The sequence below is a fragment of the Janthinobacterium violaceinigrum genome, assembly GCF_009208555.1.
GTDB lineage: Bacteria > Pseudomonadota > Gammaproteobacteria > Burkholderiales > Burkholderiaceae_D > Janthinobacterium > Janthinobacterium violaceinigrum.
This window is the reverse complement of record NZ_WFLI01000035.1, coordinates 44,123-67,936: the sequence shown is the minus strand read 5'-3', so window position 1 is coordinate 67,936 and position 23,814 is coordinate 44,123. Positions and strand designations below refer to the sequence as shown.

The following is a 23,814-nucleotide window of genomic DNA, read 5'->3' as shown; positions in this document are numbered from 1 at the left end:
CGTCGACGGCCGCGCCCTGCACCTGGCGTCGCTGGCCGGCCTGGCCTGCGTGGGCCTGCCGCGCCGTGCCGAAAAAAGCAGCGCCCGCCCCGGCGCCCTGGGCCTGGTGCGCAACGCCCTGTGGCTGAAGAAAAGCGTGTTCGTCGACGCCGTGCTGGCCACCGCGCTGGTGACCCTGCTGACCATGGCCACCTCGCTGTTTTCCATGCAGGTGTACGACCGCGTGATCCCGAACCAGAGCTTCAGCACGCTGTGGGTGCTGGTGGTGGGCGTGGCCCTGTCGATCGGCCTGGAATTCATCCTCAAGCAGGTGCGCAGCCGCATCGTCGACCATTCGTGCAACGACGTCGACCACGAACTGTCCGAATGGTTTTTCCAGCGCATGCTGGGCATCCGCATGGAGGCGCGCCCCCCTTCCGTCGGCACCCTGGCGGCGCAGGTGAAGGGCTTCGAGATGGTGCGCGGCGTGCTGACATCGACCTCGCTGTTCGTGCTGACGGACGTGCCCTTCGCGCTGATCTTCCTGGCCATGATCACCATCATCGGCGGCTGGCTGGTGGTGGTGCCGCTGGTGGCCCTGCCGCTGGCCCTCGTGTGCGGCCTGATGTTCCAGCGCGCCATCCAGGGCCATACGCGCAAGAACCTCAACGCCAGCAACCGCAAGGCGGGCCTGCTGGTGGAAGCCGTCGACGGCGTCGAAACGCTCAAGGGCAGCAGCGCCGAATGGATGATGCAGGCGCGCTGGGCGGAGCTGGTGGCCGAGACCAGCCACGCGGAGCAGAATATCCGCGACTATGCGGCCCTGTCGCAAAACATCACGGCCGCCTTCCAGCAGTTGACCAACGTGGCGCTCATTTCCATGGGCGCCTGGTTCGTGGCCGAGAACCAGATGACCATGGGCGCCCTGATGGCTTGCACCATCATCAGCAACCGCGCCCTGATGCCCATCGTGCAGCTGCCGGCCGTGATGGTGCAGTGGGCGCACGCGCGCGCCTCGATCGACGGCCTGGAACAGGTCATCAGCCTGCCCAACGAGGCGGACAATGCGCAGTTCGCGCTGACGCCGCGCAGCCTCGACACGGGCCTGCGCTTCGAACGCATCCGCTTCACGTATGGCGGCGCGCAAAAGGTGGCGCTGGAAGTGGAGACGCTCGCCATCCGTCCCGGCGAACGCGTCGGCCTGGTGGGCGCCATCGGCTCGGGCAAGAGCACGCTGCTGAAACTGGCCTCGGGGCTGTACCAGCCAGCCGAAGGCAAGGCATACCTGGGCGACGTCGACATGGCCCTGCTGGCGCCGGCCGTGGTGCGCGAAATGGTCGGCTACCTGCCGCAGGAAACGCGGCTGTTCAGCGGCAGCCTGCGCGACAACCTGCTGCTGGGTCTGGCCGATCCGGGCGAGGAAGCGATCCTGGCGGCCGCCAAGCGCACGGGCCTGATCGAGCTGATACTGGGCCAGCCACGGGGACTGGCGCTGGCCATTACCGAGGGCGGACGCGGCGTGTCGGGCGGCCAGCGGCAATTGATCGCCGTCACGCGCCTGCTGCTGGCCAAGCCGCGCATCTGGCTGCTCGATGAACCGACGGGCGCCATGGATGCGAAGACGGAGGCGCGCATCGTGGGGCTGCTGGGCGAACTGGCGGCCGAAGGCGTGACCATGGTCGCCACCACGCACAAGAACGCCCTGCTGCCCCTGCTCGACCGCCTGGTGGTGCTGCAGGCGGGCCGCGTGCTGCTCGACGGCCCGCGCGACCTTGTCCTGGCCAAGCTGTCGGGCAAGCCGCAAGCGGTTCCCGTTTCCCCGCCTGCGCCTGCGCCCGCGCCGGTGGTCCAGGCGGCGGCAGCGCAAGGAGCCGTCGCATGAAACTGGCCAAAGTCGAAACGCGGGAAGAAGCAAAACGGGGCCGGGTGCTGATCTGGAGCTGCACGGCCGCGCTGGCGGGCGTCATCGCCTGGGCCTCGTGGGCGGAGCTGGACCAGGTCACGCGCGCCAACGGCCAGGTGATCGCCAGTTCGCGCAACCAGATCATCCAGGTGGCCGACGGCGGCGTGCTGGCCGAACTGCGCGTGCATGAAGGCAGCATCGTGAAGAAAGGCGAACTGCTGGCGCGCTTCGACCGCACGCGGGCCGAGACGAGCTACCTGGAAAGCACGGCCAAGGCGGCCGGGCTGAAGGCGGCCGTGGCGCGCCTGCAGGCGGAAGTGTTTGGCGGCGCGCCCAAGTTCCCCCCTGAGCTGCAGGCGTTCCCCGAATTCCGCGCCAACCAGCTGGCCCTGTTCAGCAAGCGCCAGGGCGCCGTGCAAGCCGAAGTGAGTTCGCTGGAAAGCGCCATGAAGCTGATCAAGGAAGAACTGGAAATGAACTTGCCGCTGCTGGAAACGGGCGACGTGAGCCGCGCCGAAGTGCTGAAGCTGCGCCGGCAGGTGGTCGACATCCAGGCGCAGATCACCAACCGGCGCAACAAATACCTGCAGGATAGCCAGACGGACCTGGTGAAAGCCCAGGAAGACCTGGCCGGCGTGCTGCAGACGGTGACCCAGCGCAAGGAGCAGCTGGGCTCGACGGACATCTACGCGCCCACGGACGGCATCGTGCGCAACGTGCGCCTCACCACCCTGGGCGGCGTGGCCAAGCCGGGCGAGGAAATCCTGCAGATCGTGCCCACGGACGACGACCTGATCATCGAGGCGAAAGTGAAACCGGCCGACATCGCCTTCATCAAGCCGGGCCTGCCCACGGCCGTGAAACTGGACGCCTACGACTACGGCATCTACGGCCGCCTGCGCGGCACCGTCAGCTACATCAGCGCGGACACTTTAAGTGAAGACAACAAGGGCAACGAACAGCCGTACTACCGCGTGCAGATCAAGACCAGCGGGCGCAACCTGGTCGGCAAGAACGGCGAGCCGATCCTGATCCAGCCCGGCATGACGGCCACCGTGGAAATCAACACGGGCCGCAAAACCGTCTTGCGCTACCTGACGAAGCCGATCACGAAGACGTTCTCGGAGTCCATGGGCGAGCGGTGACGCGGCGGGCTGCGTCAACCGGCCTGGTTCAACCGGCCGGTTTCAGCTGACCGATGACGCTGGCCACCTTGGCGGTGATCATGTCGACGGCGGGGCCATTGGCGCCGTGCGGCAAAATGACATCGGCATTGCGCTTGGTCGGTTCGATGAATTGCTTGTGCATGGGGCGCACGGTTTCCAGATACTGCTCGATGACGCTTTCCACCGAGCGGCCCCGTTCCGTGATATCGCGTTGCATGCGGCGGATGAAGCGCACGTCGGAGGCCGTGTCGACAAAGATCTTCAGCGACATCATGTCGCGCAAGTCTTCGTCATACAGGGCAAACAGGCCTTCGATGACGATCACCGGCGCCGGCTTGACCAGAATGGTCCTGTCGGAACGGTTATGCAGCGTGAAATCGTATTCCGGCATCTCGATGGCTTCGCCATTGCGCAAGGCCTGGATGTGCTGCACCAGCAATGGCCACTCGAACGCCTGCGGATGGTCGTAGTTCTGCTGGCGCCGGACTTCGGGGGAAAGGTGGGTCTGGTCGCAGTAGTAGTCGTCCTGCATCACGACGGAGACCATGTCGGCGCCGAACGAGGCGAGCACTTGCTGGGATACGGTGGACTTGCCGCTGCCGCTTCCGCCAGCGACACCGATGACAAACGGTTGGAAGGAAATAGTATTCATGCCGAATGATACCGGAACTGCGGCCAAACGGACAGGGAGCGGCGGCAAATCCGGGCCTGTCACGCGCCATGTATCAGCCGCGCATACAGCTCGGCCACCCGCTCGGCCGTGATGCCGTCGCGCTGTTCCACGGCCAGCGGATGGTCCGTCGGCTCCAGTTCGATGGTCGGGCGCAGGCCATCGTCGCGCAAATGCACGCGGGTCTTCAGGTTCAGGGTAGCCGGATACGCGGGCAGCTGCGTGCTGAGCCAGCCGAAGAAGGGGCCGACGTGCGCGCGCTGCGCGTCGTTGAAGCAGGCATCCCACGCATCGAAGCTCTCGCCGCTCAAGGACACCCACACGCCCCAGCTGAACGGCTCATCCGATCCGTGCACGGGAATGTCGACGGTGGCGCGCACGAAGCAGTATGCTTCGTCGACGATGCAGGCATCGCTGTCGAGCTGGCAGCGCGCTGCGCGCTCGGCGGGCGCCATCTGCTCGTACAGCCACGGCGCGTCGGCGCCGAAGCTGGGCATGCCCGTGTGGGTCTCGCCGCAGGTGCGGCACAGGAAGGAAAAAGTCATGCGTGAAGGCCGCCTATGCGAAATGTCTGTGGTGTTGAATGCAAGGAGTTACTTGGGGAAACTGTGCGCTTGGCATTCGAGCAAGATGATATTCTAAACAATCCCTGGATGCGCGGACGGGACAAATTCAGTATCGATGGACCATTTACCGGGAATGCACGATGAACGAAGAAAAATTCTGGCAGCTGATAGAGCAGATCGACCGTGAAGCCCTGGAAGACGGCGACGCCGATGCCGCAGTGGAACCATTGACCGAAGCGCTCGCCCGGCTGCCCGTCAAGGACATCAAGGGCTTCGAGGAATGCCTGGCACAGGCACTGTACCAGCTCGATGGCAAGGTGTTTGCAGACCATGCCGGCGCATCAGGCAAGTCGGCTGACGGTTTCCTGTATGCGCGCTGTTTCGTCGTCGGCTCGGGCAAGGCCGCTTATGACAGCGTGCTGGCCGACCCCGCACTGATGCCCGCTCAAACGGACGAGTGGCTGGAAGAACTGTTGAGCGTCGCTCCGGAAGCCTGGTCCGAAAAGACAGGGCGCGACACCGATGACTGGGATTTTAGCGCCAGCGTCGATTATGAAACCGGAAGCAATTCCGCCGCCTGGCCTGGCTAAGGCGCAATAGATGCCATCGCCGCCAGCAAGGCGCATATCCAGCTGGCCGAAGGCGATGCGGGGCACTGGGAAGCGCACATGGCGGCAGCTGAAGCCGTGCTGCGCAGCGCCTTGCAGGCGGTCCCGCACGACACGGCCCTGATCACCTGCCTCGGTGCCGTGCTGTGTGACCGGGGCAAGTACAGGGAAGCCGTCAACGTACTGGAAACGGCGCTCAAGCTGGGCTCGGCGGACAGCCATACCCATTACAATCTGGGGGTGGCCCTGGCGGGACTGGCAAAACCGCGCAAGGCCATGGCGCAATTTGGCAAGGCGCAGGGCCTTGCCCCCTCCAGCCTGACGTGGACCGCCTATTTCGACCCGCAGGCCCAATAGGCGCGCGTCCGGAAACTATTCGAACTGCTTGCGGAATGCCTCGAACTGCGCCGCCAGGCCGTCGAAATCGCTGCGCAATTGCAGCACTTCCTGTTCCAGCTGGGCCACGCGGCTGCCCTGCTGGGGCGCGCTGACGGCGCCCGCAAAACCGGCCGCCGTCTCGATCTGCGCCAGCGCTTCCTCGCCGCCCAATAAATGGCCGTAGCGCGGCTCCTTGGCGCCGGGGGCGACGGCCAGCTTGGCCACCAGCGGCGGGTACTTGTCGATCAAAAATTGCAGGCCGGATTCCACCTCCGCCACGGACTTGAATTCATGCACGCGGCCGCTGCGGCTGCGGATCTCGCCCGCCGTCTGCAAGCCGCGCAGCATCAAGATCGTCAGGATGGCCAGCTTGTCCTGTTCCAGCGACCACTTGATGCGCATGCGGTGTTCGTACTTGGCGACCCGCGCGCCCGCCTGCGTGATGCCGTTGACGAATTTGCGCTGCATCAGGCGCTGCAGCACGTCGTACACGGTTTCTTCGGACAGGGCCATGACGGGATCGCGGCTCGACAGCTGGTTGCAGCCGTTCGTCAGGGCGTTGAGCGACAGCGGATAGCTGTCCGGCGTCAGCGCTTCCTTTTCGGCCAGCACGGCCAGCACGCGGATCTCGAAGGGGTCGAGCAGATTCGGATTGTCGCTGCCCTTTTCTGCTGCGTTTTCAGCTATGTTTACGTCTGTAGTCATGCCTGTATCCTTAATCAACCAGCTTGTTCATTTGCTCGGAATCAAATTTATCACACTCGGGCACGCCCTGGCAGCAGATGCCTGCCGCCTTCAGGGTGGCGAGGATGGTTTCGATGCGCTGTTCCTGCGCCACGGCATGCGTGATCAGGCCCTGCAGGGCTTTCGACAGGGGATCGTCGCCATTCGGCGTCACGCCATACGCGGCGAACAGATGGGCCGTGCTGCCCTCGCGCAGGGCGCTGACATCCTTTTGCACGATGTGCGCCGGGTTGCCCACGGCCGTACCGCCCGAGGGCACGGGTTTCAGCAGCACGGCGTTCGAACCCACCTTGGCGTACTCGCCCACCGTGAAACTGCCCAGCACCTGGGCGCCGGCGCCGACGATGACGCCGCGCTCCAGCGTGGGATGGCGCTTGGCGCCGCTGTGCAGCGAGGTGCCGCCCAGGGTCACGCCCTGGTAGATGGTGCAGTCGTCGCCGACGATGGCCGTCTCGCCGATCACCACGCCGAAGCCGTGGTCGATGAAGACGCGCCGGCCGATGACGGCGCCCGGATGGATTTCAATGCCCGTGATGATGCGCGCGATATACGAAATGAAGCGCCCTACCCACTTCATGTGCCGCGTCCAGCACCAGTGCGCCCAGCCATGCATGACGATGGCGTGCAAGCCCGGATAACAGGTCAGCACCTCCCAGCCGTTGCGGGCGGCGGGGTCACGTTCGATGATGCTGTTGATGTCTTCGCGCAAGTGGTGGAACATAAGACGGATTTCTGAATGGGTAAGAGACAAGACGCAAATGGTAGCGTATTCGGCGGCGTGCTGCCGGAGAGGCAGATAAACAAGCGCCGCCTCAAGGGCGGCGGCTGTTCAAAGAAGCGCTACAAAACGTTCAGGGCAAGGCGCATTGCCGAAGACAGTACGCAAGTACGGCAAGGCAATGCAACGCCGCCCTGGACGTTTTTTAGCCTTCTTTCGCGATGCGCTGGCGGCGGGCTTCGTACAGACAGACACCGGAAGCGACCGACACGTTCAAGCTCTCGACGGAGCCGAACATCGGGATGCTGACGAGGATATCGCAGGTGTCGCGCGTCAGGCGGCGCATGCCTTCGCCTTCGGAACCCATGACGAGGGCCGTCGGGCCCGTGAAATCGGCTTCGTACAGGCCTTTTTCGCCATCGTCCGACGTGCCGATCAGCCAGATGCCGCGCTCTTTCAGTTCACGCATGGTGCGCGCCAGGTTCGTCACGGTGATGTACGGGACGGTTTCGGCGGCGCCGCTGGCAACCTTGGCGGCCGTGGCGTTGAGGCCCACGGCGCGGTCCTTCGGTACGATCACGGCATGGGCGCCGACGCCGTCGGCCACGCGCAGGCAGGCACCCAGGTTATGCGGGTCGGTAATGCCGTCGAGAATCAACAGCAGCGGCGGGCCGTCGATGGCGTCCAGCAATTCATCGAGATTGCGCGCCAGCGACAGCTGCGAGGCAAACGCGATCACGCCCTGGTGGCGGCGCGTGCCGACGATCTTGTCCAGGCGCGACGAATCGACGGGCATGACGCGCACGTTGGCGGCCTTGGCGGCGGCGATCATGTCCTTCATGCGGCCGTCGACGCGGCTGGCGTCGACGAAAATTTCTTCCACGGACGACGCTTCGTGACGCAGGCGCGAGGTGACGGCGTGGAAGCCGAAAATCATTTTATTCTTCATTTGTTATCGCTTCTTTTATCGCTTGCTTTTGCTTGTTTTTGATACAGTTTTTGCTGCTCGTGGTGCCGCAGCAGGTGCCGCGGCAGTTTTCTTGCTGCGCTTCGGCGCGGCGGCCTTGGGCGCTGCCGCTTTCGGGGCTGCCTTGGCTGCCGGCTTGGCGCCGTTGGCACGGCCGCCGGAACCATTGCCAGCCTTGGCGCTGGTCTTGGCGCCGGTCTTGATTTCATGGCGCTGCTCGGTCGCGGGACCGGGCTTGACCATCGTTTTCTTCTCGCCCTTGCGCTTGCCGCTGCCGTTCGGCTTGGCCGGCGCTTCTTCGCCCGCCAGTTCCGCATCGGTCACCAGGCGCAGGTCGATCTTGCGCGTTTCCAGGTCGACACGTGCCACTTGCACCGTCAACCGGTCCGTCAACTGGTAGCGCTTGCCCGTGCGTTCGCCGCGCAATTCATGGCGCGCATCGTCGTACTGGAAGTAGTCGGTGCCCAGCTCGGTGACGTGCACCAGGCCTTCGACAAACAGGGTGTCGAGCTGCACGAACACGCCGAACGTGGTCACGCCCGTGATGGTGCCCGTGAACTCCTCGCCCAGCTTGTCCTGCATGAAGTAGCACTTCAGCCAAGCTTCCACGTCGCGCGACGCTTCGTCGGCGCGGCGCTCGTTGGCAGAGCAATGCACGCCCAGCGCGTCCCAGATGGTCAGGTCCGTCTTCTTCGGCTTGCCTTCGGCCTTGTCCTTCGCCTGCTGCTTGCGCGTGGCGTTCGACACGTTCGTGTTCAGCACGGTCTTCTCGGACAGCTTGGGCTCGTATTTCTTGCCTTGCAAGATGGCCTTGATGGCGCGGTGCGTCAGCAGGTCGGGATAGCGGCGGATCGGGCTGGTGAAGTGGGCATACGCCTCGTACGCCAGGCCGAAGTGGCCGATATTGTCCGGGCTGTAGACGGCTTGCTGCATCGAGCGCAGCAGCATCGTCTGCAGCAGGGCCGCGTCGGGACGCGCCTTGATCTGCTGCATCAGGGTCTGGTAATCGGATGCCGACGGCGTGTCGCCGCCCGTCAGGTTCAGGCCCACCTGCTTGAGGAAGGTGCGCACTTGCGTGAGCTTTTCCTTGGTCGGGCTGGCGTGGATGCGGTAGGTGCCCGGGTGCTTGTTACGCAGCAGCAAGTCCGCCGCGCAGACGTTGGCCGCCAGCATGCACTCTTCGATGATCTTGTGCGCCTCGTTGCGCGTGCGGGGAACGATCTTTTCGATCTTGCCCGCGCTATTGCAGACGATATACGTTTCCGTCGTCTCGAAATCGATGGCGCCCCGCTCCGTGCGTGCTTTCAGCAAGGCGCGGTAGACGGCTTCCAGGTTTTGCAGGTGCGGCAGGATGTCCGCGCGGCGTGCCGCTTCCGGTCCCTTGGTGTTGCCCAGCACGGCTGCGACTTCGTCGTAGGTCAGGCGCGCGGCCGAATGGATGACGGCCGGGTAGAACTGGTAGGCCTTCAATTCGCCCTTGTCGCTGACGACGGCGTCGCACACGAGGGTCAGGCGGTCGACGGCCGGGTTCAGCGAGCACAGGCCATTGGACAGCTTTTCCGGCAGCATCGGGATCACGCGGCGCGGGAAGTAGACGGACGTGCTGCGTTCGAGCGCATCGATGTCGAGCGCGTCGTTCGGTTTCACGTAATGGCTGACGTCGGCAATCGCCACGATCAGGCGGAAGCAGTTGGCGCGGCCGATCTTGACGGGCTCGCAATACACGGCATCGTCGAAATCGCGCGCGTCTTCGCCGTCGATGGTAACCAGCGGCACGTCGCGCAGGTCGACGCGGTCTTTCAGGTCAGCGGCACGCACTTCGAACGGCAGTTTTTCCGCCTGTTTCAGGGCGGCGGCGGAAAAGATGTGCGGCACGTTGAATTTGCGCACGGCAATTTCGATTTCCATGCCGGGATCATCGAGGGCGCCCAGCACTTCAACGATCTTGCCGACCGGCTGCTTGAAGCGCATCGGTTGCTCGGTCAGCTCGACGCTGACGATCTGGCCAGCCTTCGCCTTGCCCACCGAACCGGTGACCAGGATGTCCTGGCCGATGCGCTGGTCTTCGGGCGCCACCACCCAGGTGCCGTTTTCCTGGATCAAACGGCCGATGACGTGGGTATTGGCGCGCTGCGTGACTTCCACGATCGTGCCTTCCGGGCGGCCGCGGCGGTCCGTGCCGACGATGCGGGCCATGACCTTGTCGCCATGCAGTACTTTCTGCATTTCTTTCTCAGGCAGGAACAGGTCGGCGCTGGCGTCGTCGGGAATGACGAAGCCGAAGCCGTCGCGGTGGCTGGTGACGCGACCGGCGACGAGCGCGCTCTGGTCGGCCAGGCTGAATACACCGCTGGCATCAGACTTCAGCTGGCCGTCGCGCTCCATCGCCTTCAGGCGACGGACCAGGACATCCATGGAATCGGCATGCACTTGCAGCGTTTTCCCGAGAGACTGCGGATCGAGAGGCGCGTTGACGCTGCGGAATATGCCGAGAATGTCCTCCCGGCTGGGGATGGTGTGGGTATTTTGGCTCAAAAGTATTTCTATAGTTGTTATTGACAGTGATCAAACGGAATACAAAGACCGATGACATCACCGTCAATATTGACACGGTGATGTGCGGTAGTGTACCGGAGGACGCCTTGGTTTGCCTAACGGACAGCGTGTCGGAAACAGTACAAGACGCCCGCCAATGAAAAAAAGGAGAAAAGCTGCGCAATGCATTTGACTTCGGCAAATATTGCTCTATAATCTCGGTCTCTTGCAGCGACAAACCTTCACGGGATTGCAGTTGCAGGAAAGCGGTACAGGGTTGATGTGCAGTATGGAGCGAAAGCTCATCTGGCGCAAAACTCTTCAAGTCGCTATAATAGCAGAATTGTTGTAGTAAGTTATTTTGCAACAAATACTCGAGCAGTAAAATGTAGTAAGCAGCATCAGTGCCCACGTGGCGGAATTGGTAGACGCGCATGGTTCAGGTCCATGTGCCTTCGGGTGTAGGGGTTCGAGTCCCTTCGTGGGCACCATACCTAATTCGCTAAAAAGCCGCAAACTTTCACGAGTTTGCGGCTTTTTTCATTTCCGAGACGAAAACCCCTTCCCGCCATCAGCGAGCCGCATTGCGGCAACCGGCAAGCACGGCACGCCCATGAACGGAAAGATGCGGGAAGGCGCTGAAAAAACAGGCAGATTTTGCCTTTTTTCATAGGGAACAGCCGTTTTCAGGCAAAAAAACATGTTTCTTGAAGAAAAGTGCAAAATGTTGATTGACCGAATGCGCGCCAGCCCTTATGATTTTGTCCTCGCTGCAGAACATGCAACGACAAGCAGCAAGCAGTAACAATGCCCACGTGGCGGAATTGGTAGACGCGCATGGTTCAGGTCCATGTGCCTTCGGGTGTAGGGGTTCGAGTCCCTTCGTGGGCACCACCAGCAATGAGATGTTTTCATTGTGATCCGCAGTAAAGCAGTACGCAGTTGAAATGAGCAGCACAATGCCCACGTGGCGGAATTGGTAGACGCGCATGGTTCAGGTCCATGTGCCTTCGGGTGTAGGGGTTCGAGTCCCTTCGTGGGCACCACCAGCAACGAGCTGTTTTCGTTGTAGTCCGCAGTACAGTAGTGAGACATCGCAGTAAGCAGCAACAAGCAGCATCAGTGCCCACGTGGCGGAATTGGTAGACGCGCATGGTTCAGGTCCATGTGCCTTCGGGTGTAGGGGTTCGAGTCCCTTCGTGGGCACCATTACCTAATTCGCAAAAAAGCCGCAAACTTTCACGAGTTTGCGGCTTTTTTCATTCCAGAATGCCGCGTAGTCTTCCCGACCTGCGGCACCCTCCCCTTATTTGACCAGCGCCGCCTTCACGGCATTGGCCAGGCTCGTCGTCGGACGGCCAATCAGCGCGCTCAATTGCTTGCCATTGTCTTCCAGGCCGCCCTTGGCCGCGCCCGCATCGGAATCGGCCAGCAAGTCGGCAAAGCCCTCCGGCACGCCCACGCCAATCAAGGCGGCCTTGAAATCGGCCTGCGGCAAATCCTTGTACACGATCGCCTTGCCCGACTGGCGCGCCACTTCAGCTGCGTACTCGGCCAGGGTAAAGCCGTGGTCGCCTGCGAGTTCATAGATGGCTTGCGGCTGGGCGGCCGTCAGCACGGCGGCGGCCGCGGCCGCGTAATCGGCACGCGCGGCCGACGAAAAGCGGCCATTCTGCGCCGCGCCCAGCACGACGCCATGCTCGAGCACGGGCGCCAGGTGTTCCGTATGGTTTTCCAGGTACCAGCCATTGCGCAGGAAACTGTACGGCAAGCCCGATGCGCGGATGGCCGCTTCCGTGACGACGTGCTCGGCAGCCAGGCCCAGCGGCGACGTGTCGGCGCGCAAGACGCTGGTGTAGGCCAGCAGGGCAACGCCGGCACGCTTGGCCGCATCGATGACGTTCTGGTGCTGCTGCGCGCGCTGCCCCACTTCGCTGGACGAGATCAGCAAGATCTTCGTTGCGCCCTTGAATGCCGCGTCGAGGCTGGCGCCATCATTGTAATCGGCTTGGCGCACTTGCACGCCCAGTGCGGCCAGGCTGGCGGCCTTGGCCGGATTGCGCACGGCGGCAATGATGTTCGCTGCGGGGACGGATTTGAGCAGGCTGGCGATGACGTGCTGGCCCAGGTTGCCTGTGGCGCCGGTGATGACGATCATGATTTCTCCTTGGAGGGTGGGTGGTAAAACCCTATAATAGGACTATTACTTACTTATTGTAAGTACGTACCTTTTGGTAAGTATGAATTCATCTCAAATTGAAGGCCAACTATCATGTCCACAGACACTCCCGGCGCCAGCCTGCGCGCCGCCCTCGTCCGCCAGAACCAGGGCGCGCACCTGCTGGCGGCCGCCTGCCCGTCGCGCGCCGTGCTCAGCCACCTGACCAGCCGCTGGGCCGTGCTGGTGCTGGTGTTGCTGCTGAGCGGCACGCGGCGCTTCAGCGAACTGCGCCGTGAAGTGGGCGGGGTCAGCGAAAAGATGCTGGCGCAAACCCTGGAAGCGCTGGCGGGCGACGGCTTCGTGCTGCGCCAGGCATATCTGGTGATACCGCCCAAGGTGGAATACAGCCTCACGCCGCTGGGACGCGAAGCGGCCGAACGCCTGGCCGTGCTGGTCGACTGGATCGAGGATAATTACCCGCGCATCGAGCAGGCCCGCGCCGAGCTGGCAACGGTGCCCGCAGCGCAAAACGCGGCCTGAACGGGCGCGATAACCCTTGCTTTTGGTCATCAAGAATTATCGTTTACTCCTACTTGCCTTGATGTAATACTAGGCCCATGAACCGCGTAAGGGCGCGATACCATGAATCAGTTGATTTCTTCCATCGCCGACCGGGCCAAAGTGCTACTGGTCAGCAATTCGCCGAACGATGTGCGCGAACTGCTGTATGTGCTGGACCGGCATAACCTGGGCACGGGACTGGCGGGCGATGTCGACGAAGGCGTGGAACTGGCGGCCGGCGGCACGGACCTGATCTTGCTCGACGCGGCCCTGGCCGGCTCGAATATCGGCGCCACCTGCATGCGCCTGCGCAATGCGGGCGGACGCCACAGCGTGCCCCTGCTGCTGATGTCGGCCACCCCCAGCGCCGAGGAACAGGGCCGCAGCGTGGGTGCCGGCGCATCCGACTACATCAAGATGCCCTTCAATGCGCGCGACGTGGCGGAAAAAATCCTCATGGAACTGGCCTTGCACAAGGCTGTGGCGTCCGCGCCGCTTGCCGCCGCGCCGCCGCGCCCCCTGCATCCGCAAACGCTGGAAGTCAATTACCACTCGATCCTGGCCGGCTCGCCCGACGCCGTGCTGCTGTTCGACATCGACAACCGCCTGCTGATCGACGCCAACCACCTGGCCGAAGACCTGTTCGGCATGCCGCTGGCGGAACTGCTGCAAGGCGGCATGGAACCCCTGTTTCCCAAGGTCCAGGACGATGGCCGCGCCTCGCCGCAACTGCTGGAAGAAAAGATCCGCGATACCTTGCAAGGCAAGATCGTCGTCTTCCGCGCCAGCTGCTGCCACCGCGACAGCCATCCGATCGCCTGCGAAATCCGCTTGATGCGCTTGTCCGTGCCGGGCCGCCAGCTCGTGCATGCGCGCATCATCGACTTGACCGAACGCAACCTCGCCGAAGCGATGCGTTCGGGACAGAGCACCCTGCTGGAAATGGTCGCCAAGGGCGCGCCCCTGACGCCCACCCTGAACCAGCTGCTGCTCCTGATCGAAGGCCAGTCGCGCGGCGTGCTTTGCTCCATCATGCTGCTCGACGATGACGGCCTCCACATGCACAGCGCGGCCGGTCCCAGCCTGCCGCCCGAATACATGGCCCTGCTCGAAGGCGTGGCCATCGGCCCCGGCGTGGGCTCCTGCGGCACGGCCATGTTCCTGCGCGAACCGGTGGTGGTCAGCGACATCATGCGCGATCCCCTGTGGGCGCCCTACCGCGAGCTGGCCGCGCCGTTCGGCTTGCGCGCCTGCTGGTCGCGCCCCATCTTCGGCCAGGATGGCGCCGTGCTCGGTTCATTCGCCATGTATTACCGCGAAGTGCGCCAGCCCGATGCGCGCGACCTGGAACTGATCGATACGGCCACCGACCTGGCCGGCATCGCCATCGGCCGCATGCGCCACGAACGCGAACTGCAGCGCCACCGCGCCCACCTGGAAGAGCTGGTGGCCGAACGCACGGCAGCGCTGACGCAGGCCAAGGAACACTCGGAGCAGACCAACTGCGAACTGGCCGCCGCGCTGGAAAACCTGTCCATCACGCAGGAAGAACTGGTGCGCCGCGACAAGCTGGCCGCGCTGGGCGCGCTGGTGGCCGGCATCGCGCATGAACTCAATACGCCGATCGGCAACGGCCTGGTGGTCGCCACCACCATGGCCGAGCGCACGCGCGAAATCCAGGCCAGCTTCCTGGACGGCCTGCGCCGCTCGGAACTGGGCGCCTACCTGACCCAGGCCAGCGAGGCGGACGCCATCATGCTGCGCAACCTGCAACGCGCCGCCGACCTGGTGTCGAGCTTCAAGCAGATCGCCGTCGACCGCGCCAGCTCGCAGCGCCGGCACTTCCTGCTGCGCCAGTTCATCGCCGAACTGATGCTGCCCATGTCCACGCCCCTGAAGGCTGCCGGCCTGCACCTGACGCAGGACGTGCCGGACGGCCTGGCCATGGACAGCTATCCAGGTCCGCTGGGCCAGGTGCTGAGCAACCTGCTGGAAAATTGCCTGCGCCATGCCTTCGAGGGCCGCAGCGGCGGCAAGATCGCCATTACCGCCCGCGGCAGCGACGACGGGCAGACGATCACCCTGTCCATCGCCGACACGGGCGTGGGCATCGCCGCCGATGCCCTGGCACATGTCTACGACCCCTTCTTCACGACCAAGCTCGGCTCCGGCGGCTCGGGCCTGGGCCTGCACGTGGCGCACAACATCGTCACGGGCGTGCTGGGCGGCCATATCGATGCCACCAGCAGCACCGGCGCCGACAGCGGCACCACCTTCACCCTGCAACTGCCCGCCGCGGCGCCGCAATCGGCCGCCCCCTGAGCGGCAGGCGCGCTACAATGCCGGCAGGCTTTTCTTTCGGAGCACCTATGAAATACCTGATCGCCACGGCCCTGCTGGCCATTTGCGCTTGCGCCTCGGCCGGACCGGCCCCCTGGTACAAATGGCGCAGCAAGGTTGACGGCACCCTGTCGTGCGCCCAATCCACGCTGGGATTCGGCTGGGAACTGGCCTCGGGCCCGTATAAAGATAGCCGTTGCGAAAAACCTGCGCTTGTTAAATAATGGGGCCATGACCACACGGGGCACCGGCTTGAGATCAAGCGATGGCATTGCGGCGTCGAAAGAGTATGGAACGATAAGAACGTATCTATTCAAACCGAGGAGACCACATGTTTACGAATCCCGAACAATTTGCATCGGCCACCAAGGCCTTGTTTGAATTCCAGCTGATGACCTTCAACACCCTCACCTCCAAGGCCGTGCAAGGCGTGGAGCAGGTGCTGGCGCTGAACATGGCCACCGCCAAGTCCGGCATCGAGGACAGCCTGGCCGCCGGCAAGGAAATCAGCCAGGCCAAGGATCCGAAGGCCGCCATGGCCGCCGCCGCTGCCCAGCTGCAGCCGGGCGTGGCCGGCGCGAAAGCGTATAAACAGCAACTCGACGACATCATCAAGGAAATCCATACGGAATTCACCACGGCCGCGGAAGCCCATGTGGCGGAAGCGAAAAGCAATCTGAGCGCCCTGATCTACGACGTCACGAAAAACGTGCCGCCAGGTTCGGAAAATGCCGTGGCCATCGTCAAGGCCGCCATCGACAACGCCTTCCTCGGCTACGAGCAAGTGACCAAGGCCACGAAACAGGCAGTGAAAACCGTGGAAGAGCAGATCGCCAAAGCCAGCGCGCAAGTGGCGCAGGCAACGGAAAAGGCGACGAGCGGCGCCACCGCCGCGGCTGAAAAGGCAGCGCCTGCCGCCAAGCCCAAGGCGGCTAAAAAGTAAGCGATGTAGGTCGGATTAGCGCGGCAACGCCGCGCGTAATCCGACGCGTTGTTGGCGCCAATGGTGATGTCGGGTTACGCGCGCAGCGCTAACCCGACCTACAACCTTGGGGTCGACAAGTTTGGCCCTCACCCCACCGGCACGATCCGGTACACGCAGCGCCTGCCCCCCTCCAGCAGATATTCGCTGCGCTCGACCTTGCAATCGTCCCCCAGTACCCGCTGAAAGATGGCCAGCTCCGAGCGGCAGAAATTCTGGCATGCCGTGGCCGCTGCGCAGATGGGACAATGGTTTTCCACCAATAAGACACTGCCATCGTCCTGCGGCTCCGCATGGGCCATGTAACCCTCGCCGTCGCGCGCCCGCGCCAGGCCGTCCACTCTTTGCGCCAGGTCAAGCTGCGGGTCGACCAGCTGGCCATAGGCCAGCTCGCTGCTGCGCTCGCGCGCGCCGATCAGTTTCTCCAGGCCCGCATCGCCGAACAGGGTTTTCACTTGCGCAATCAATTCCAGGGTCAGGTCCGCATGGCGGTCGGGATAGCGCGCGTGGCCTTCCCGCGTCAATGCCCAGCGCCGCGACGGACGTCCCACCTTGTCGGCCACGTCCTCGAAAGCCACCAGGCCCCTGTCCTGCGCCGCTTCCAGCTGGCGCCGCGCGCCCATGGAAGTGATATCGAGCAGGGTCGCCAGTTGCTGCGCCGTCTGGGGCCCCCGCATCTTCAGCAGGAACAGGGTCTGTTCCGACGTGTTCATGCTGCGGCTCATGCCACGGCCTTTGCGTCGACGGCGCCGTCCAGCTGGCGGCGCCAGGCCACCATGCGCCAGGCGGCCCAGGCGGCGGAGAAGGCACCCGCGACGAGGATCAGCCGCGTGTCGATCAGGGTCAGCACGGAGCCGCTCAAGGCGACGACGATGTTGGCGATGCAAAACGTGGTGGCCAGCAAGCCCATCACGGCGCCCTGCCCGTGCGCGCTGAAGCGCTCGGCGCACCAGCCCTGGATCACCGTGTTGTACAGGGCATTCGGAATGCCGAACAGCACGATGGCGGCGATGCCCACCCAGATATTGCCCAGCGCCAGGATCCCCACGGCCAGTGCCACGCCGCACGCATACCAGCTGGCCCGCAGCAGTGGCGCATGGCGGCTGGGACCGCCCGCCAGCAGCGAAGTGACCGTCATCGTGCCGCACAGGCCCACGTTCACCCAGGCAATCTCCTGTGCATGGTAATTGGCCGTCTCGACCAGCCACAGCGGATAGAATTCGTAGAAGCTGGCCACGCCGCACGTGAGCGCCAGTTGCACGATGAACAGGGTGCGCAGCTCGTCATGGCGCAGCAGGTTCAGCGAATGGCGGTCGCGCGCCACCTGCCACCACGACGTCGTCAGCAGGGACGGCGTTTCGCGCGGCAAGCCCACGGCTACCAGCACGGCCACCAGCATCAGGGCGGCGGCGGCAATCCAGAACGGCACCGTCACGCCCCAGCCCAAGGTCGCGCCCGCCAGGATGGGACCCACCAGCCAGCCCAGGTAAAACGCGCCATTCAGCCAGGACATGGCGCGCAGGCGCAATGGTCCCGTCAGCTGATCGGCCAGCATGGCGCGCGCCACGGCGCCGTTTCCCTCCAGCAAACCCGTGATGAAACGGGCAACGATGAACAGCGGATAGGATTGGATCACCAGCGCCCAGGCCGTGATCGCATGGCCGATGGCGGCGCCCACGGCCGTGCGCATCAGCAAGGGGCGGCGGCCGTAGCGGTCCGACAAGGGGCCCAGCACGGCCGAGCCGATCAGCAAGCCCAGCGGGTTGATGGTCAGCGCCAGGCCGAACAGCAGTTTCGACGGCAAGCCCAGGAAATTGTTGAAGGCATTCGGCGCCTCGGCCGCAAACAGGGGCGGCAGGATCGGGTATGGCAGGGAGGCGCCGATGGTCGACAGCAGCGCCAGCAGGCAGGCGGCAGAAATCAGGATGATATTTTTCATGCGGGCTCGATGGAGATGGTCCGGCAAGAATACGTGGCCAGGCCACATAAGTAAACTAAAAAGTTTATTAATTAGGGCGAACGTTGCCACGGTGAAGCGTGCGCGCCATCGCCTCGGCTATCATGGCGCCACGAATCACGGCTAACAGGGCAAACATGACACTGTCAGAAATTGAACACGAACACGGCTTCACCTATCCGCCGCTGTACCGGCAGCTGGACCGCGACGGCATGCTCGACGTGGGCGAATACGGACCCGACTGGTACAAGCTGGTGTTTCCTACACTACAGGATCGTCCCACCCTGCTGCTGCACGCAGACGATTTCGAATTGCTCAATATCAAATCCGTGGCCGAAGAAGCGGCAAGCTTGCTCGACGAGGACGATTACCGGCGCATCTCTCCCCGTTTCCAGTTCATCCCGTTCGCGCAAACGGGCGCGGGCGACCACTACTGCTTTTTCGCGTCCGGCCAGCAAGAGGGCGAGATGCCCATCGTGCTGCTGTGGCACGACGAGGATGAAGCCCAGTACCTGGCGAAAAACCTGCAGGACTTCATCTTTCACATGCTGTTGAACAGCATGGCGGACCAGGATACCTACAACGACGTCAGCGACGGGGAATTCCGCGAGCAGCTGGAAAAGACCATGCTCACGCATGCGCGCTACCTGACGCCGGAGCAGGCGCAGATCCTGCAAACGCTGCTGTCGCGCGACATCATCGACTACGAAGTGGCGCTGCCGAAGGGACGCAAGGAAGCGCACCGGGGCTTGCTGACCGATATGGAACGGGCCAGCCTGCGCGACAAACTCATTCCCTACGAGAAGTTCGACAGCTGTTTTGCCTACAGCACGGCCAGCTGAGCATAAAATCGCTGGGCAAGCGGCGGATGAAGGTTTAAACTGTATATAAACACAGTAAAACCGATCACCTTGCATCTTGCCCCATTCCCCCCATGCTGAGAGTCCTGGAAAATCCCCTGTACTATCTGGACAATTTCCAGGATGTGCTGAGCTGGATAGCCGCCCGTTACGCCGACCTGCTGAGCGTTGAAGAAACGCAGTTCATCGCCGACTTCGGCGCACTGCCGCTGCCCTCGCGCGCCCTGTTCGTGCGCCTCGTCATGCGCAAGGGCTGCCTGTTTCGCGCCAGCAAGCTCAATTACGAGGAAATCGGCGACACGCGCGCGGCCGCCCTGCCCTTGCTGGCCCTGGAATGGGTGGAAGCCGATCCCGCCATTTCGCTCGATGAACTGTTCGAACAACTGCTGAAAGCGGAAATCGCCCAGGCCTTTCAGCTCGCCGCGCCCCTGAAGGCGGCGCGCAAGGCCGAGCAGCTGGACGCCTTGCGCGAGCAGCATGGGGACAGCAAGCCGTTTTCCGCCTGGCATCCGGCTTGTGGCGACGTGCTGTACCGCATCGGCCTGCAACCGCTGTGCGACCGGCTACGCCTGATTTATTTTGGCAACTATCACCAGGACTGGTCGGAATTCGTGCTGTCCGACCTGGGCGTGTATCAATACGAAAAAGTGGAATTCTCGCCGAAGTCGCGGGGCTTTCGCACGCGCCAGGATATCGAGCACTATGAAGTGCTGCACCAGTGCCGCGAACGCTACAACGACAGCGCGCCCGCGGACGAAGTGCTGCAGGCACTGGCGGCGCTGCCCTTGTCGCAGGACAATACCTGGCTGGCCAGCCGGCGCGACAAGCTGCGTTTCCAGATCGGCCAGCACTTGGAAAAGACCCAGGACTGGCCCGCCGCCTACCGCGCCTATGCCGATTGCCGCTATCCGGGCGCCCGGGGCCGCGCCATCCGCGTGCTGGAAAAAGACGAGCAGCCGCAAGCGGCCTACGAACGCCTGACGATCGCGCTGGCCGCGCCGGAAAGCGAGGCGGAACAGCAATTGCTGCTGCGCATGGCGCCCCGGCTGCGGCGCAAGCTGGGCCACGCAAAACTGGCGGCCGCCGTGCCCGCCGCCATCGACCGCATCGACCTGCATCTGCCGTATCCAGACGCTGCGTGCTACGTGGAAGGAGTGGTGCAGCAACACCTGATGCAGGACGACGCGCCCGTGTATTACGTGGAAAACACCCTGATCAATTCGCTGTTCGGCCTGCTGTGCTGGCCCGCCATCTTCAAGGCCATGCCGGGCGCCTTCTTCCACCCGTTTCACCGTGGCCCGGCCGACTTGCACAGCGCCGATTTCTGCCAGCGCCGCAGCACGGACTTTGCCGCTTGCCTGGCGCAGCTGGACGACGGCAGCTACCACGCCGCCATCCGCGCCACACTTGCCGCCAAGCACGGCATCGTCTCGCCCTTCGTCAGCTGGGACGTGCTGGACGACGGCTTGCTGGACCTGGCGCTGGCCTGCATCCCCGCTTTTCATCTGAAGAAGGCGTTCGAACGGATCTTGCTCGATATCAAAAGCAACCGCAGCGGCTTGCCCGATTTAATCCAGTTCTGGCCGGAAGAACGGCGCTACCGCATGATCGAAGTCAAGGGCCCCGGCGACCGATTGCAGGACAATCAGCTGCGCTGGATCGCCTATTGCGCCGAGCACGCCATGCCCGTCAGCGTGTGCTACCTGCAATGGCAGGCGGCAGCATGAGCCGCAACACGTACACGATTGCCGTGCGCGCCCTGTGCGAATTCACGGCCAAGGTGGGCGACCTGGACTTGCGTTTCACACCGTCCCCCACGGCGCAGGAAGGCATGGTGGGCCACGCCACCGTCACCAGCCGGCGCGACGACGGTTACCAGCGCGAAATCAGCCTGTCCGGCGACTTCGGGCCTTTGCACGTGCGGGGCCGCGCCGATGGCTACGACCCGGCGCGGCGCCAGCTGGAAGAAATCAAGACGTATCGGGGCGAGCTCGACGCCATGCCCGCCAACCACCGCCAGCTGCACTGGGCGCAGGCGCGCATCTATGGCCACTTGCTGTGCCAGCAGCTGAACCTGCCCATGCTGCGCGTGGCGCTCGTGTATTTCGACATTGCCAGCCAGAAGGAAACGGTCATGCATGAGGAATGCACGGCCGAGGCCCTGCGCCTGTTCTTCGAACAGCATTGCGCGCTGTTCCTCGACTGCGCCGAGCAGGAACTGGCGCACCGGGCCGGCCGCGACGCACAGCTCACCAGCATGGCGTTTCCCCATGCGGACTTCCGCCCGGGCCAGCGCCAGCTGGCCGAAGCCATGTACAAGGCCAGCAGCCGCGGCTGCGGCTTGCTGGCGCAGGCGCCGACCGGCATCGGCAAGACGGTGGGCAGCCTGTTTCCCATGTTGAAAGCCACGGCCGCGCATGGCCTCGATAAGCTGTTTTTCCTGGCAGCCAAGGTGCCGGGACGGCAGATGGCGCTCGACGCCTGCGCCATCCTCAAGGAGAGCGCGCCCCTGCTGCCCCTGCGCGTGCTGGAACTGAGCGCCAAGACCAGCGCCTGCGAGCATCCGGACAAAGCCTGTCACGGCGAATCGTGCCCGCTGGCCAAGGGTTTTTACGACCGCCTGCCGCTGGCGCGCGAGGTGGCGCTGGCCAGCGGCTTGATCCTGGACAAGGAAGCCGTGCGCGCCATCGCCTTGCAGCAGAGCATTTGCCCGTATTACCTGGGCATGGAACTGGCGCGCTGGAGCGATGTCGTCATCGGCGACTACAATTATTATTTCGACCTCAGCGCCATGCTGTACGGCATGACCCTGGCCCACGACTGGAAAGTCAACGTGCTGGTGGACGAAGCACACAATATGGTGTCGCGCGCGCGCAGCATGTATAGCGCCGAACTGGCGCAGATCGACCTGAAAATGCTGCGCAAGTTCGCGCCCGAAGGATTGAAAAAACCGCTGGACCGCCTCTCGCGCCAGTGGACGGCGCTGTTAAAAGAGCAGGATGGCGACTACCACGTGCATGCGGCCCTGCCCGACAAATTCTTTGGCGCGCTGCAAGGCGTGGTCACGGCCATCGGCGACTACATGGCCGAACACGCTGCCGCGCTGGACGAGGACTTGCAGCGCTTTTATTTCGACGTGCTGCTGATCAACCGCCTGGCGGAAAGCTTTGGCCCACACTCGCTGTTCGACGTCAGCAAAACCGACACCGGTTCCACCGTCTGCATCCGCAACATCGTGCCGGCACCGTTTCTCAAGGAGCGCTTCGCGGCCAGCCACAGCACGGCCCTGTTTTCTGCCACCTTGAGTCCATGGAATTACTACAGCGACACCCTGGGCATGCCGGCCGACACGGCCTGGGTCGACGTGGAATCGCCCTTCCAGGCGCAGCAGCTGTCCGTGCGCGTGGCCGACAGCATTTCCACGCGCTACCAGCACCGCGCCGCCTCGCTGCTGCCCATCGCCCAGCTGATGGCAAAGCAATACGCGGAAACGCCGGGCAACTACCTGGCCTTCTTCAGCAGCTTCGACTACATGGAAAAGACGGCCCACTTGTTTGCCCAGCACTACCCGGACGTGCCCATCTGGCAGCAGCCGCGCCGCATGGACGATGCTGCCCGCGCGCACTTTTTGGGGCGCTTCGGCCTGGAGACGCGCGGCATCGGCTTTGCCGTGCTTGGCGGCGCATTTGGCGAAGGCATCGACTTGCCGGGCGCGCGCCTGATCGGCGCCTTCATCGCCACCCTGGGTTTGCCGCAGATCAACCCCGTCAACGAGCAGATCCGCCAGCGCATGGGCGAGCTTTTCGGCGCCGGCTACGACTACACGTATCTGTATCCGGGCATGCAAAAGGTGGTGCAAGCGGCCGGCCGGGTCATCCGCACGCAGTCGGACAAGGGCGTCGTCTACCTGATCGACGACCGTTTTTCCCGGCCAGAAATCCGCCAGCTACTGCCCACGTGGTGGGATGTGCAGCTAGCCAACCAGTAACTTCAGCTTCTGGTAGCCCGCCTTGCTCACGGGTATGCGCGTGTCATCGCGCAAGATGGCCACGTGGCTGTCCCTCGTGGCTGCCTCGATGCGGCGGATGCCGTCGATATTGAGCAGATACGACCGGTGCACGCGCAGGAATTTGGCGGGATCGAGCTGGGCTTCCAGTTCCGCCAGGGTCTGGCTTTTCAGGTAGGACTTGCCCTCGGAACGGATGCTGATGTAATCGTCCTGCGCCTCGATGTAGTCGATGCGCGCACTGGCGATCACGTGGACCCTGGCGCCATCGCGTATCAGCACGCGGTCCAGGGGCGCGGCGCGCGTGGCCGCTTCGCGCGCCACCGTTTGCACGGCAGCCTGGGCGGCGGGCGTGCTGCGCTGCGCGCGCGCATGGGCCAGCGCCTGGTCGAAGCGCTGTTCGCTGAAAGGTTTCAGCAGGTAATCGAGCGCATGGCATTCGAACGCTTTCAAGGCGTACTGGTCGTAGGCCGTGACAAAGATCAGGCGCGTCTTCGCACCGATCAGCTCGGCCACCTCGAAGCCGTCCAGGCGCGGCATCTGGATGTCGAGAAACACCAGTTCCGGCTCCAGTTCCGCGATGGCCTTGACGGCATCGAAGCCGTTGGCGCACTCGGCCACGATATCGATATCGTCATGGCGCGCCAGGTATTCGCGCAATACGCTGCGCGCCAGCAGTTCATCATCGACGATGGCCACCCGCATTCTTGCCT

The 23,814-nt window shown here is 63.6% G+C and carries 21 protein-coding genes and 4 tRNA genes; 15 read left to right on the top strand and 10 right to left on the bottom strand.

The features are described from left to right. Together GCN75_RS23150 and GCN75_RS23145 are read left to right on the top strand one after the other, a co-directional pair. On the top strand, positions 1-1,861 hold a 1,861-nt coding region (locus tag GCN75_RS23150; RefSeq protein WP_226941527.1), incomplete at its 5' end, for an ATP-binding cassette domain-containing protein. Next, positions 1,858-3,027: an HlyD family type I secretion periplasmic adaptor subunit gene (locus GCN75_RS23145; protein ID WP_152284478.1), complete on the top strand. Its 1,170-nt coding sequence runs from the start codon at positions 1,858-1,860 to the stop codon at positions 3,025-3,027. The genes GCN75_RS23150 and GCN75_RS23145, both read left to right, overlap by 4 nt. Before the next feature lie 28 nt (positions 3,028-3,055). On the opposite strand, the gene udk is transcribed toward GCN75_RS23145, so the two are convergent. After that, positions 3,056-3,700, bottom strand: coding sequence for a uridine kinase (udk, locus tag GCN75_RS23140; protein ID WP_152284477.1), 645 nt, complete (start codon positions 3,698-3,700; stop codon positions 3,056-3,058). Between the two features lie 59 nt (positions 3,701-3,759). Next, positions 3,760-4,263 (bottom strand): DUF2199 domain-containing protein, encoded by a 504-nt coding sequence (locus tag GCN75_RS23135; protein WP_152284476.1) that lies wholly within the window; start codon positions 4,261-4,263, stop codon positions 3,760-3,762. Between the two features lie 161 nt (positions 4,264-4,424). Between GCN75_RS23135 and GCN75_RS23130 the strand changes: the two genes are divergently transcribed. Beyond that, positions 4,425-4,874, top strand: coding sequence for a DUF4240 domain-containing protein (locus GCN75_RS23130; protein WP_152284475.1), 450 nt, complete (start codon positions 4,425-4,427; stop codon positions 4,872-4,874). Between the two features lie 78 nt (positions 4,875-4,952). Continuing rightward, positions 4,953-5,249 carry a tetratricopeptide repeat protein gene (locus GCN75_RS23125; RefSeq protein ID WP_152284474.1) on the top strand — a complete coding sequence of 99 codons (297 nt, stop codon included), beginning with the start codon at positions 4,953-4,955 and terminating at the stop codon, positions 5,247-5,249. A gap of 15 nt (positions 5,250-5,264) precedes the next feature. Here the strand turns inward: GCN75_RS23125 and GCN75_RS23120 are convergent, their stop codons facing one another. The 4 genes from GCN75_RS23120 to rnr all read right to left on the bottom strand — a co-directional run bounded on the left by GCN75_RS23120 (position 5,265) and on the right by rnr (position 10,234). Further along, complete coding sequence (locus GCN75_RS23120; RefSeq protein WP_152284473.1) at positions 5,265-5,975, bottom strand: YceH family protein; 711 nt, start codon at positions 5,973-5,975, stop codon at positions 5,265-5,267. A gap of 10 nt (positions 5,976-5,985) precedes the next feature. Further along, entirely contained in the window at positions 5,986-6,735 is a 750-nt protein-coding gene (gene cysE, locus GCN75_RS23115; protein WP_152284472.1) for a serine O-acetyltransferase, read from the bottom strand. Positions 6,736-6,937: 202 nt separating this feature from the next. After that, positions 6,938-7,681, bottom strand: a complete 744-nt coding sequence (gene rlmB, locus GCN75_RS23110) for a 23S rRNA (guanosine(2251)-2'-O)-methyltransferase RlmB (RefSeq protein WP_034784003.1) — start codon at positions 7,679-7,681, stop codon at positions 6,938-6,940. Between the two features lie 15 nt (positions 7,682-7,696). Further along, a complete protein-coding gene (gene rnr / locus GCN75_RS23105) occupies positions 7,697-10,234 on the bottom strand; it encodes a ribonuclease R (protein ID WP_152284471.1) in 2,538 nt (845 codons plus the stop codon). Positions 10,235-10,640: 406 nt separating this feature from the next. On the opposite strand from rnr, the gene GCN75_RS23100 reads away from it, so the two are divergent. The 4 genes from GCN75_RS23100 to GCN75_RS23085 all read left to right on the top strand — a co-directional run bounded on the left by GCN75_RS23100 (position 10,641) and on the right by GCN75_RS23085 (position 11,443). Next, positions 10,641-10,725 (top strand) — tRNA-Leu (locus GCN75_RS23100). A 318-nt stretch (positions 10,726-11,043) separates the two neighbouring features. After that, positions 11,044-11,128 (top strand) — tRNA-Leu (locus GCN75_RS23095). A gap of 67 nt (positions 11,129-11,195) precedes the next feature. Then, a tRNA-Leu gene (locus GCN75_RS23090) sits at positions 11,196-11,280 on the top strand. Between the two features lie 78 nt (positions 11,281-11,358). Then, a tRNA-Leu gene (locus tag GCN75_RS23085) sits at positions 11,359-11,443 on the top strand. A gap of 97 nt (positions 11,444-11,540) precedes the next feature. On the opposite strand, the gene GCN75_RS23080 is transcribed toward GCN75_RS23085, so the two are convergent. Then, on the bottom strand, positions 11,541-12,392 hold the full coding sequence (locus tag GCN75_RS23080; protein ID WP_152284470.1) for an SDR family oxidoreductase: 852 nt from the start codon (positions 12,390-12,392) through the stop codon (positions 11,541-11,543). A 114-nt stretch (positions 12,393-12,506) separates the two neighbouring features. Here GCN75_RS23080 and GCN75_RS23075 point away from each other — a divergent pair, with 114 nt between their 5' ends. From GCN75_RS23075 to phaP, 4 genes are all read left to right on the top strand, one after another. After that, positions 12,507-12,935 (top strand): winged helix-turn-helix transcriptional regulator, encoded by a 429-nt coding sequence (locus GCN75_RS23075; RefSeq protein WP_152284469.1) that lies wholly within the window; start codon positions 12,507-12,509, stop codon positions 12,933-12,935. Positions 12,936-13,037: 102 nt separating this feature from the next. Beyond that, positions 13,038-15,278, top strand: a complete 2,241-nt coding sequence (locus GCN75_RS23070; protein WP_152284468.1) for an ATP-binding protein — start codon at positions 13,038-13,040, stop codon at positions 15,276-15,278. A gap of 47 nt (positions 15,279-15,325) precedes the next feature. Continuing rightward, on the top strand, positions 15,326-15,520 hold the full coding sequence (locus GCN75_RS23065) for a hypothetical protein (protein ID WP_152284467.1): 195 nt from the start codon (positions 15,326-15,328) through the stop codon (positions 15,518-15,520). Positions 15,521-15,627: 107 nt separating this feature from the next. Beyond that, the gene (phaP, locus tag GCN75_RS23060; protein WP_152284466.1) at positions 15,628-16,239 is read left to right on the top strand and encodes a TIGR01841 family phasin; all 612 of its coding nucleotides are present in this window, start codon (positions 15,628-15,630) and stop codon (positions 16,237-16,239) included. A gap of 128 nt (positions 16,240-16,367) precedes the next feature. Here phaP and GCN75_RS23055 read toward each other — a convergent pair whose 3' ends face one another. Beyond that, the gene (locus GCN75_RS23055; protein ID WP_152284485.1) at positions 16,368-16,991 is read right to left on the bottom strand and encodes a helix-turn-helix transcriptional regulator; all 624 of its coding nucleotides are present in this window, start codon (positions 16,989-16,991) and stop codon (positions 16,368-16,370) included. An 8-nt stretch (positions 16,992-16,999) separates the two neighbouring features. Continuing rightward, on the bottom strand, positions 17,000-18,217 hold the full coding sequence (locus tag GCN75_RS23050) for an MFS transporter (RefSeq protein ID WP_152284465.1): 1,218 nt from the start codon (positions 18,215-18,217) through the stop codon (positions 17,000-17,002). 155 nt (positions 18,218-18,372) lie between these two features. On the opposite strand from GCN75_RS23050, the gene GCN75_RS23045 reads away from it, so the two are divergent. The 3 genes from GCN75_RS23045 (at position 18,373) to GCN75_RS23035 (ending at position 23,083) form a co-directional block, all read left to right on the top strand. After that, complete coding sequence (locus GCN75_RS23045) at positions 18,373-19,077, top strand: SMI1/KNR4 family protein (protein WP_152284464.1); 705 nt, start codon at positions 18,373-18,375, stop codon at positions 19,075-19,077. A 92-nt stretch (positions 19,078-19,169) separates the two neighbouring features. Beyond that, positions 19,170-20,822, top strand: coding sequence for a VRR-NUC domain-containing protein (locus GCN75_RS23040; RefSeq protein ID WP_152284463.1), 1,653 nt, complete (start codon positions 19,170-19,172; stop codon positions 20,820-20,822). Continuing rightward, entirely contained in the window at positions 20,819-23,083 is a 2,265-nt protein-coding gene (locus GCN75_RS23035; protein WP_152284462.1) for an ATP-dependent DNA helicase, read from the top strand. Before GCN75_RS23040 ends, GCN75_RS23035 begins: the two co-directional genes overlap by 4 nt. Here GCN75_RS23035 and GCN75_RS23030 read toward each other — a convergent pair. Beyond that, a complete protein-coding gene (locus GCN75_RS23030; RefSeq protein WP_152284484.1) occupies positions 23,069-23,806 on the bottom strand; it encodes a LytR/AlgR family response regulator transcription factor in 738 nt (245 codons plus the stop codon). The genes GCN75_RS23035 and GCN75_RS23030 overlap by 15 nt on opposite strands. Between the last annotated feature and the right edge of the window lie 8 nt (positions 23,807-23,814).

What these genes read in the sequence shown, in the direction of transcription:
- GCN75_RS23145 (WP_152284478.1), top strand. Translation starts at nt 1,858, where the DNA reads ATGAAACTGGCCAAAGTCGAAACGCGGGAAGAAGCAAAACGGGGCCGG.
- udk (WP_152284477.1), bottom strand. Translation starts at nt 3,700, where the DNA reads ATGAATACTATTTCCTTCCAACCGTTTGTCATCGGTGTCGCTGGCGGA.
- GCN75_RS23135 (WP_152284476.1), bottom strand. Translation starts at nt 4,263, where the DNA reads ATGACTTTTTCCTTCCTGTGCCGCACCTGCGGCGAGACCCACACGGGC.
- GCN75_RS23130 (WP_152284475.1), top strand. Translation starts at nt 4,425, where the DNA reads ATGAACGAAGAAAAATTCTGGCAGCTGATAGAGCAGATCGACCGTGAA.
- GCN75_RS23125 (WP_152284474.1), top strand. Translation starts at nt 4,953, where the DNA reads ATGGCGGCAGCTGAAGCCGTGCTGCGCAGCGCCTTGCAGGCGGTCCCG.
- GCN75_RS23120 (WP_152284473.1), bottom strand. Translation starts at nt 5,975, where the DNA reads ATGACTACAGACGTAAACATAGCTGAAAACGCAGCAGAAAAGGGCAGC.
- cysE (WP_152284472.1), bottom strand. Translation starts at nt 6,735, where the DNA reads ATGTTCCACCACTTGCGCGAAGACATCAACAGCATCATCGAACGTGAC.
- rlmB (WP_034784003.1), bottom strand. Translation starts at nt 7,681, where the DNA reads ATGAAGAATAAAATGATTTTCGGCTTCCACGCCGTCACCTCGCGCCTG.
- GCN75_RS23080 (WP_152284470.1), bottom strand. Translation starts at nt 12,392, where the DNA reads ATGATCGTCATCACCGGCGCCACAGGCAACCTGGGCCAGCACGTCATC.
- GCN75_RS23075 (WP_152284469.1), top strand. Translation starts at nt 12,507, where the DNA reads ATGTCCACAGACACTCCCGGCGCCAGCCTGCGCGCCGCCCTCGTCCGC.
- GCN75_RS23070 (WP_152284468.1), top strand. Translation starts at nt 13,038, where the DNA reads ATGAATCAGTTGATTTCTTCCATCGCCGACCGGGCCAAAGTGCTACTG.
- GCN75_RS23065 (WP_152284467.1), top strand. Translation starts at nt 15,326, where the DNA reads ATGAAATACCTGATCGCCACGGCCCTGCTGGCCATTTGCGCTTGCGCC.
- phaP (WP_152284466.1), top strand. Translation starts at nt 15,628, where the DNA reads ATGTTTACGAATCCCGAACAATTTGCATCGGCCACCAAGGCCTTGTTT.
- GCN75_RS23055 (WP_152284485.1), bottom strand. Translation starts at nt 16,991, where the DNA reads ATGAACACGTCGGAACAGACCCTGTTCCTGCTGAAGATGCGGGGGCCC.
- GCN75_RS23050 (WP_152284465.1), bottom strand. Translation starts at nt 18,217, where the DNA reads ATGAAAAATATCATCCTGATTTCTGCCGCCTGCCTGCTGGCGCTGCTG.
- GCN75_RS23045 (WP_152284464.1), top strand. Translation starts at nt 18,373, where the DNA reads ATGACACTGTCAGAAATTGAACACGAACACGGCTTCACCTATCCGCCG.
- GCN75_RS23040 (WP_152284463.1), top strand. Translation starts at nt 19,170, where the DNA reads ATGCTGAGAGTCCTGGAAAATCCCCTGTACTATCTGGACAATTTCCAG.
- GCN75_RS23035 (WP_152284462.1), top strand. Translation starts at nt 20,819, where the DNA reads ATGAGCCGCAACACGTACACGATTGCCGTGCGCGCCCTGTGCGAATTC.
- GCN75_RS23030 (WP_152284484.1), bottom strand. Translation starts at nt 23,806, where the DNA reads ATGCGGGTGGCCATCGTCGATGATGAACTGCTGGCGCGCAGCGTATTG.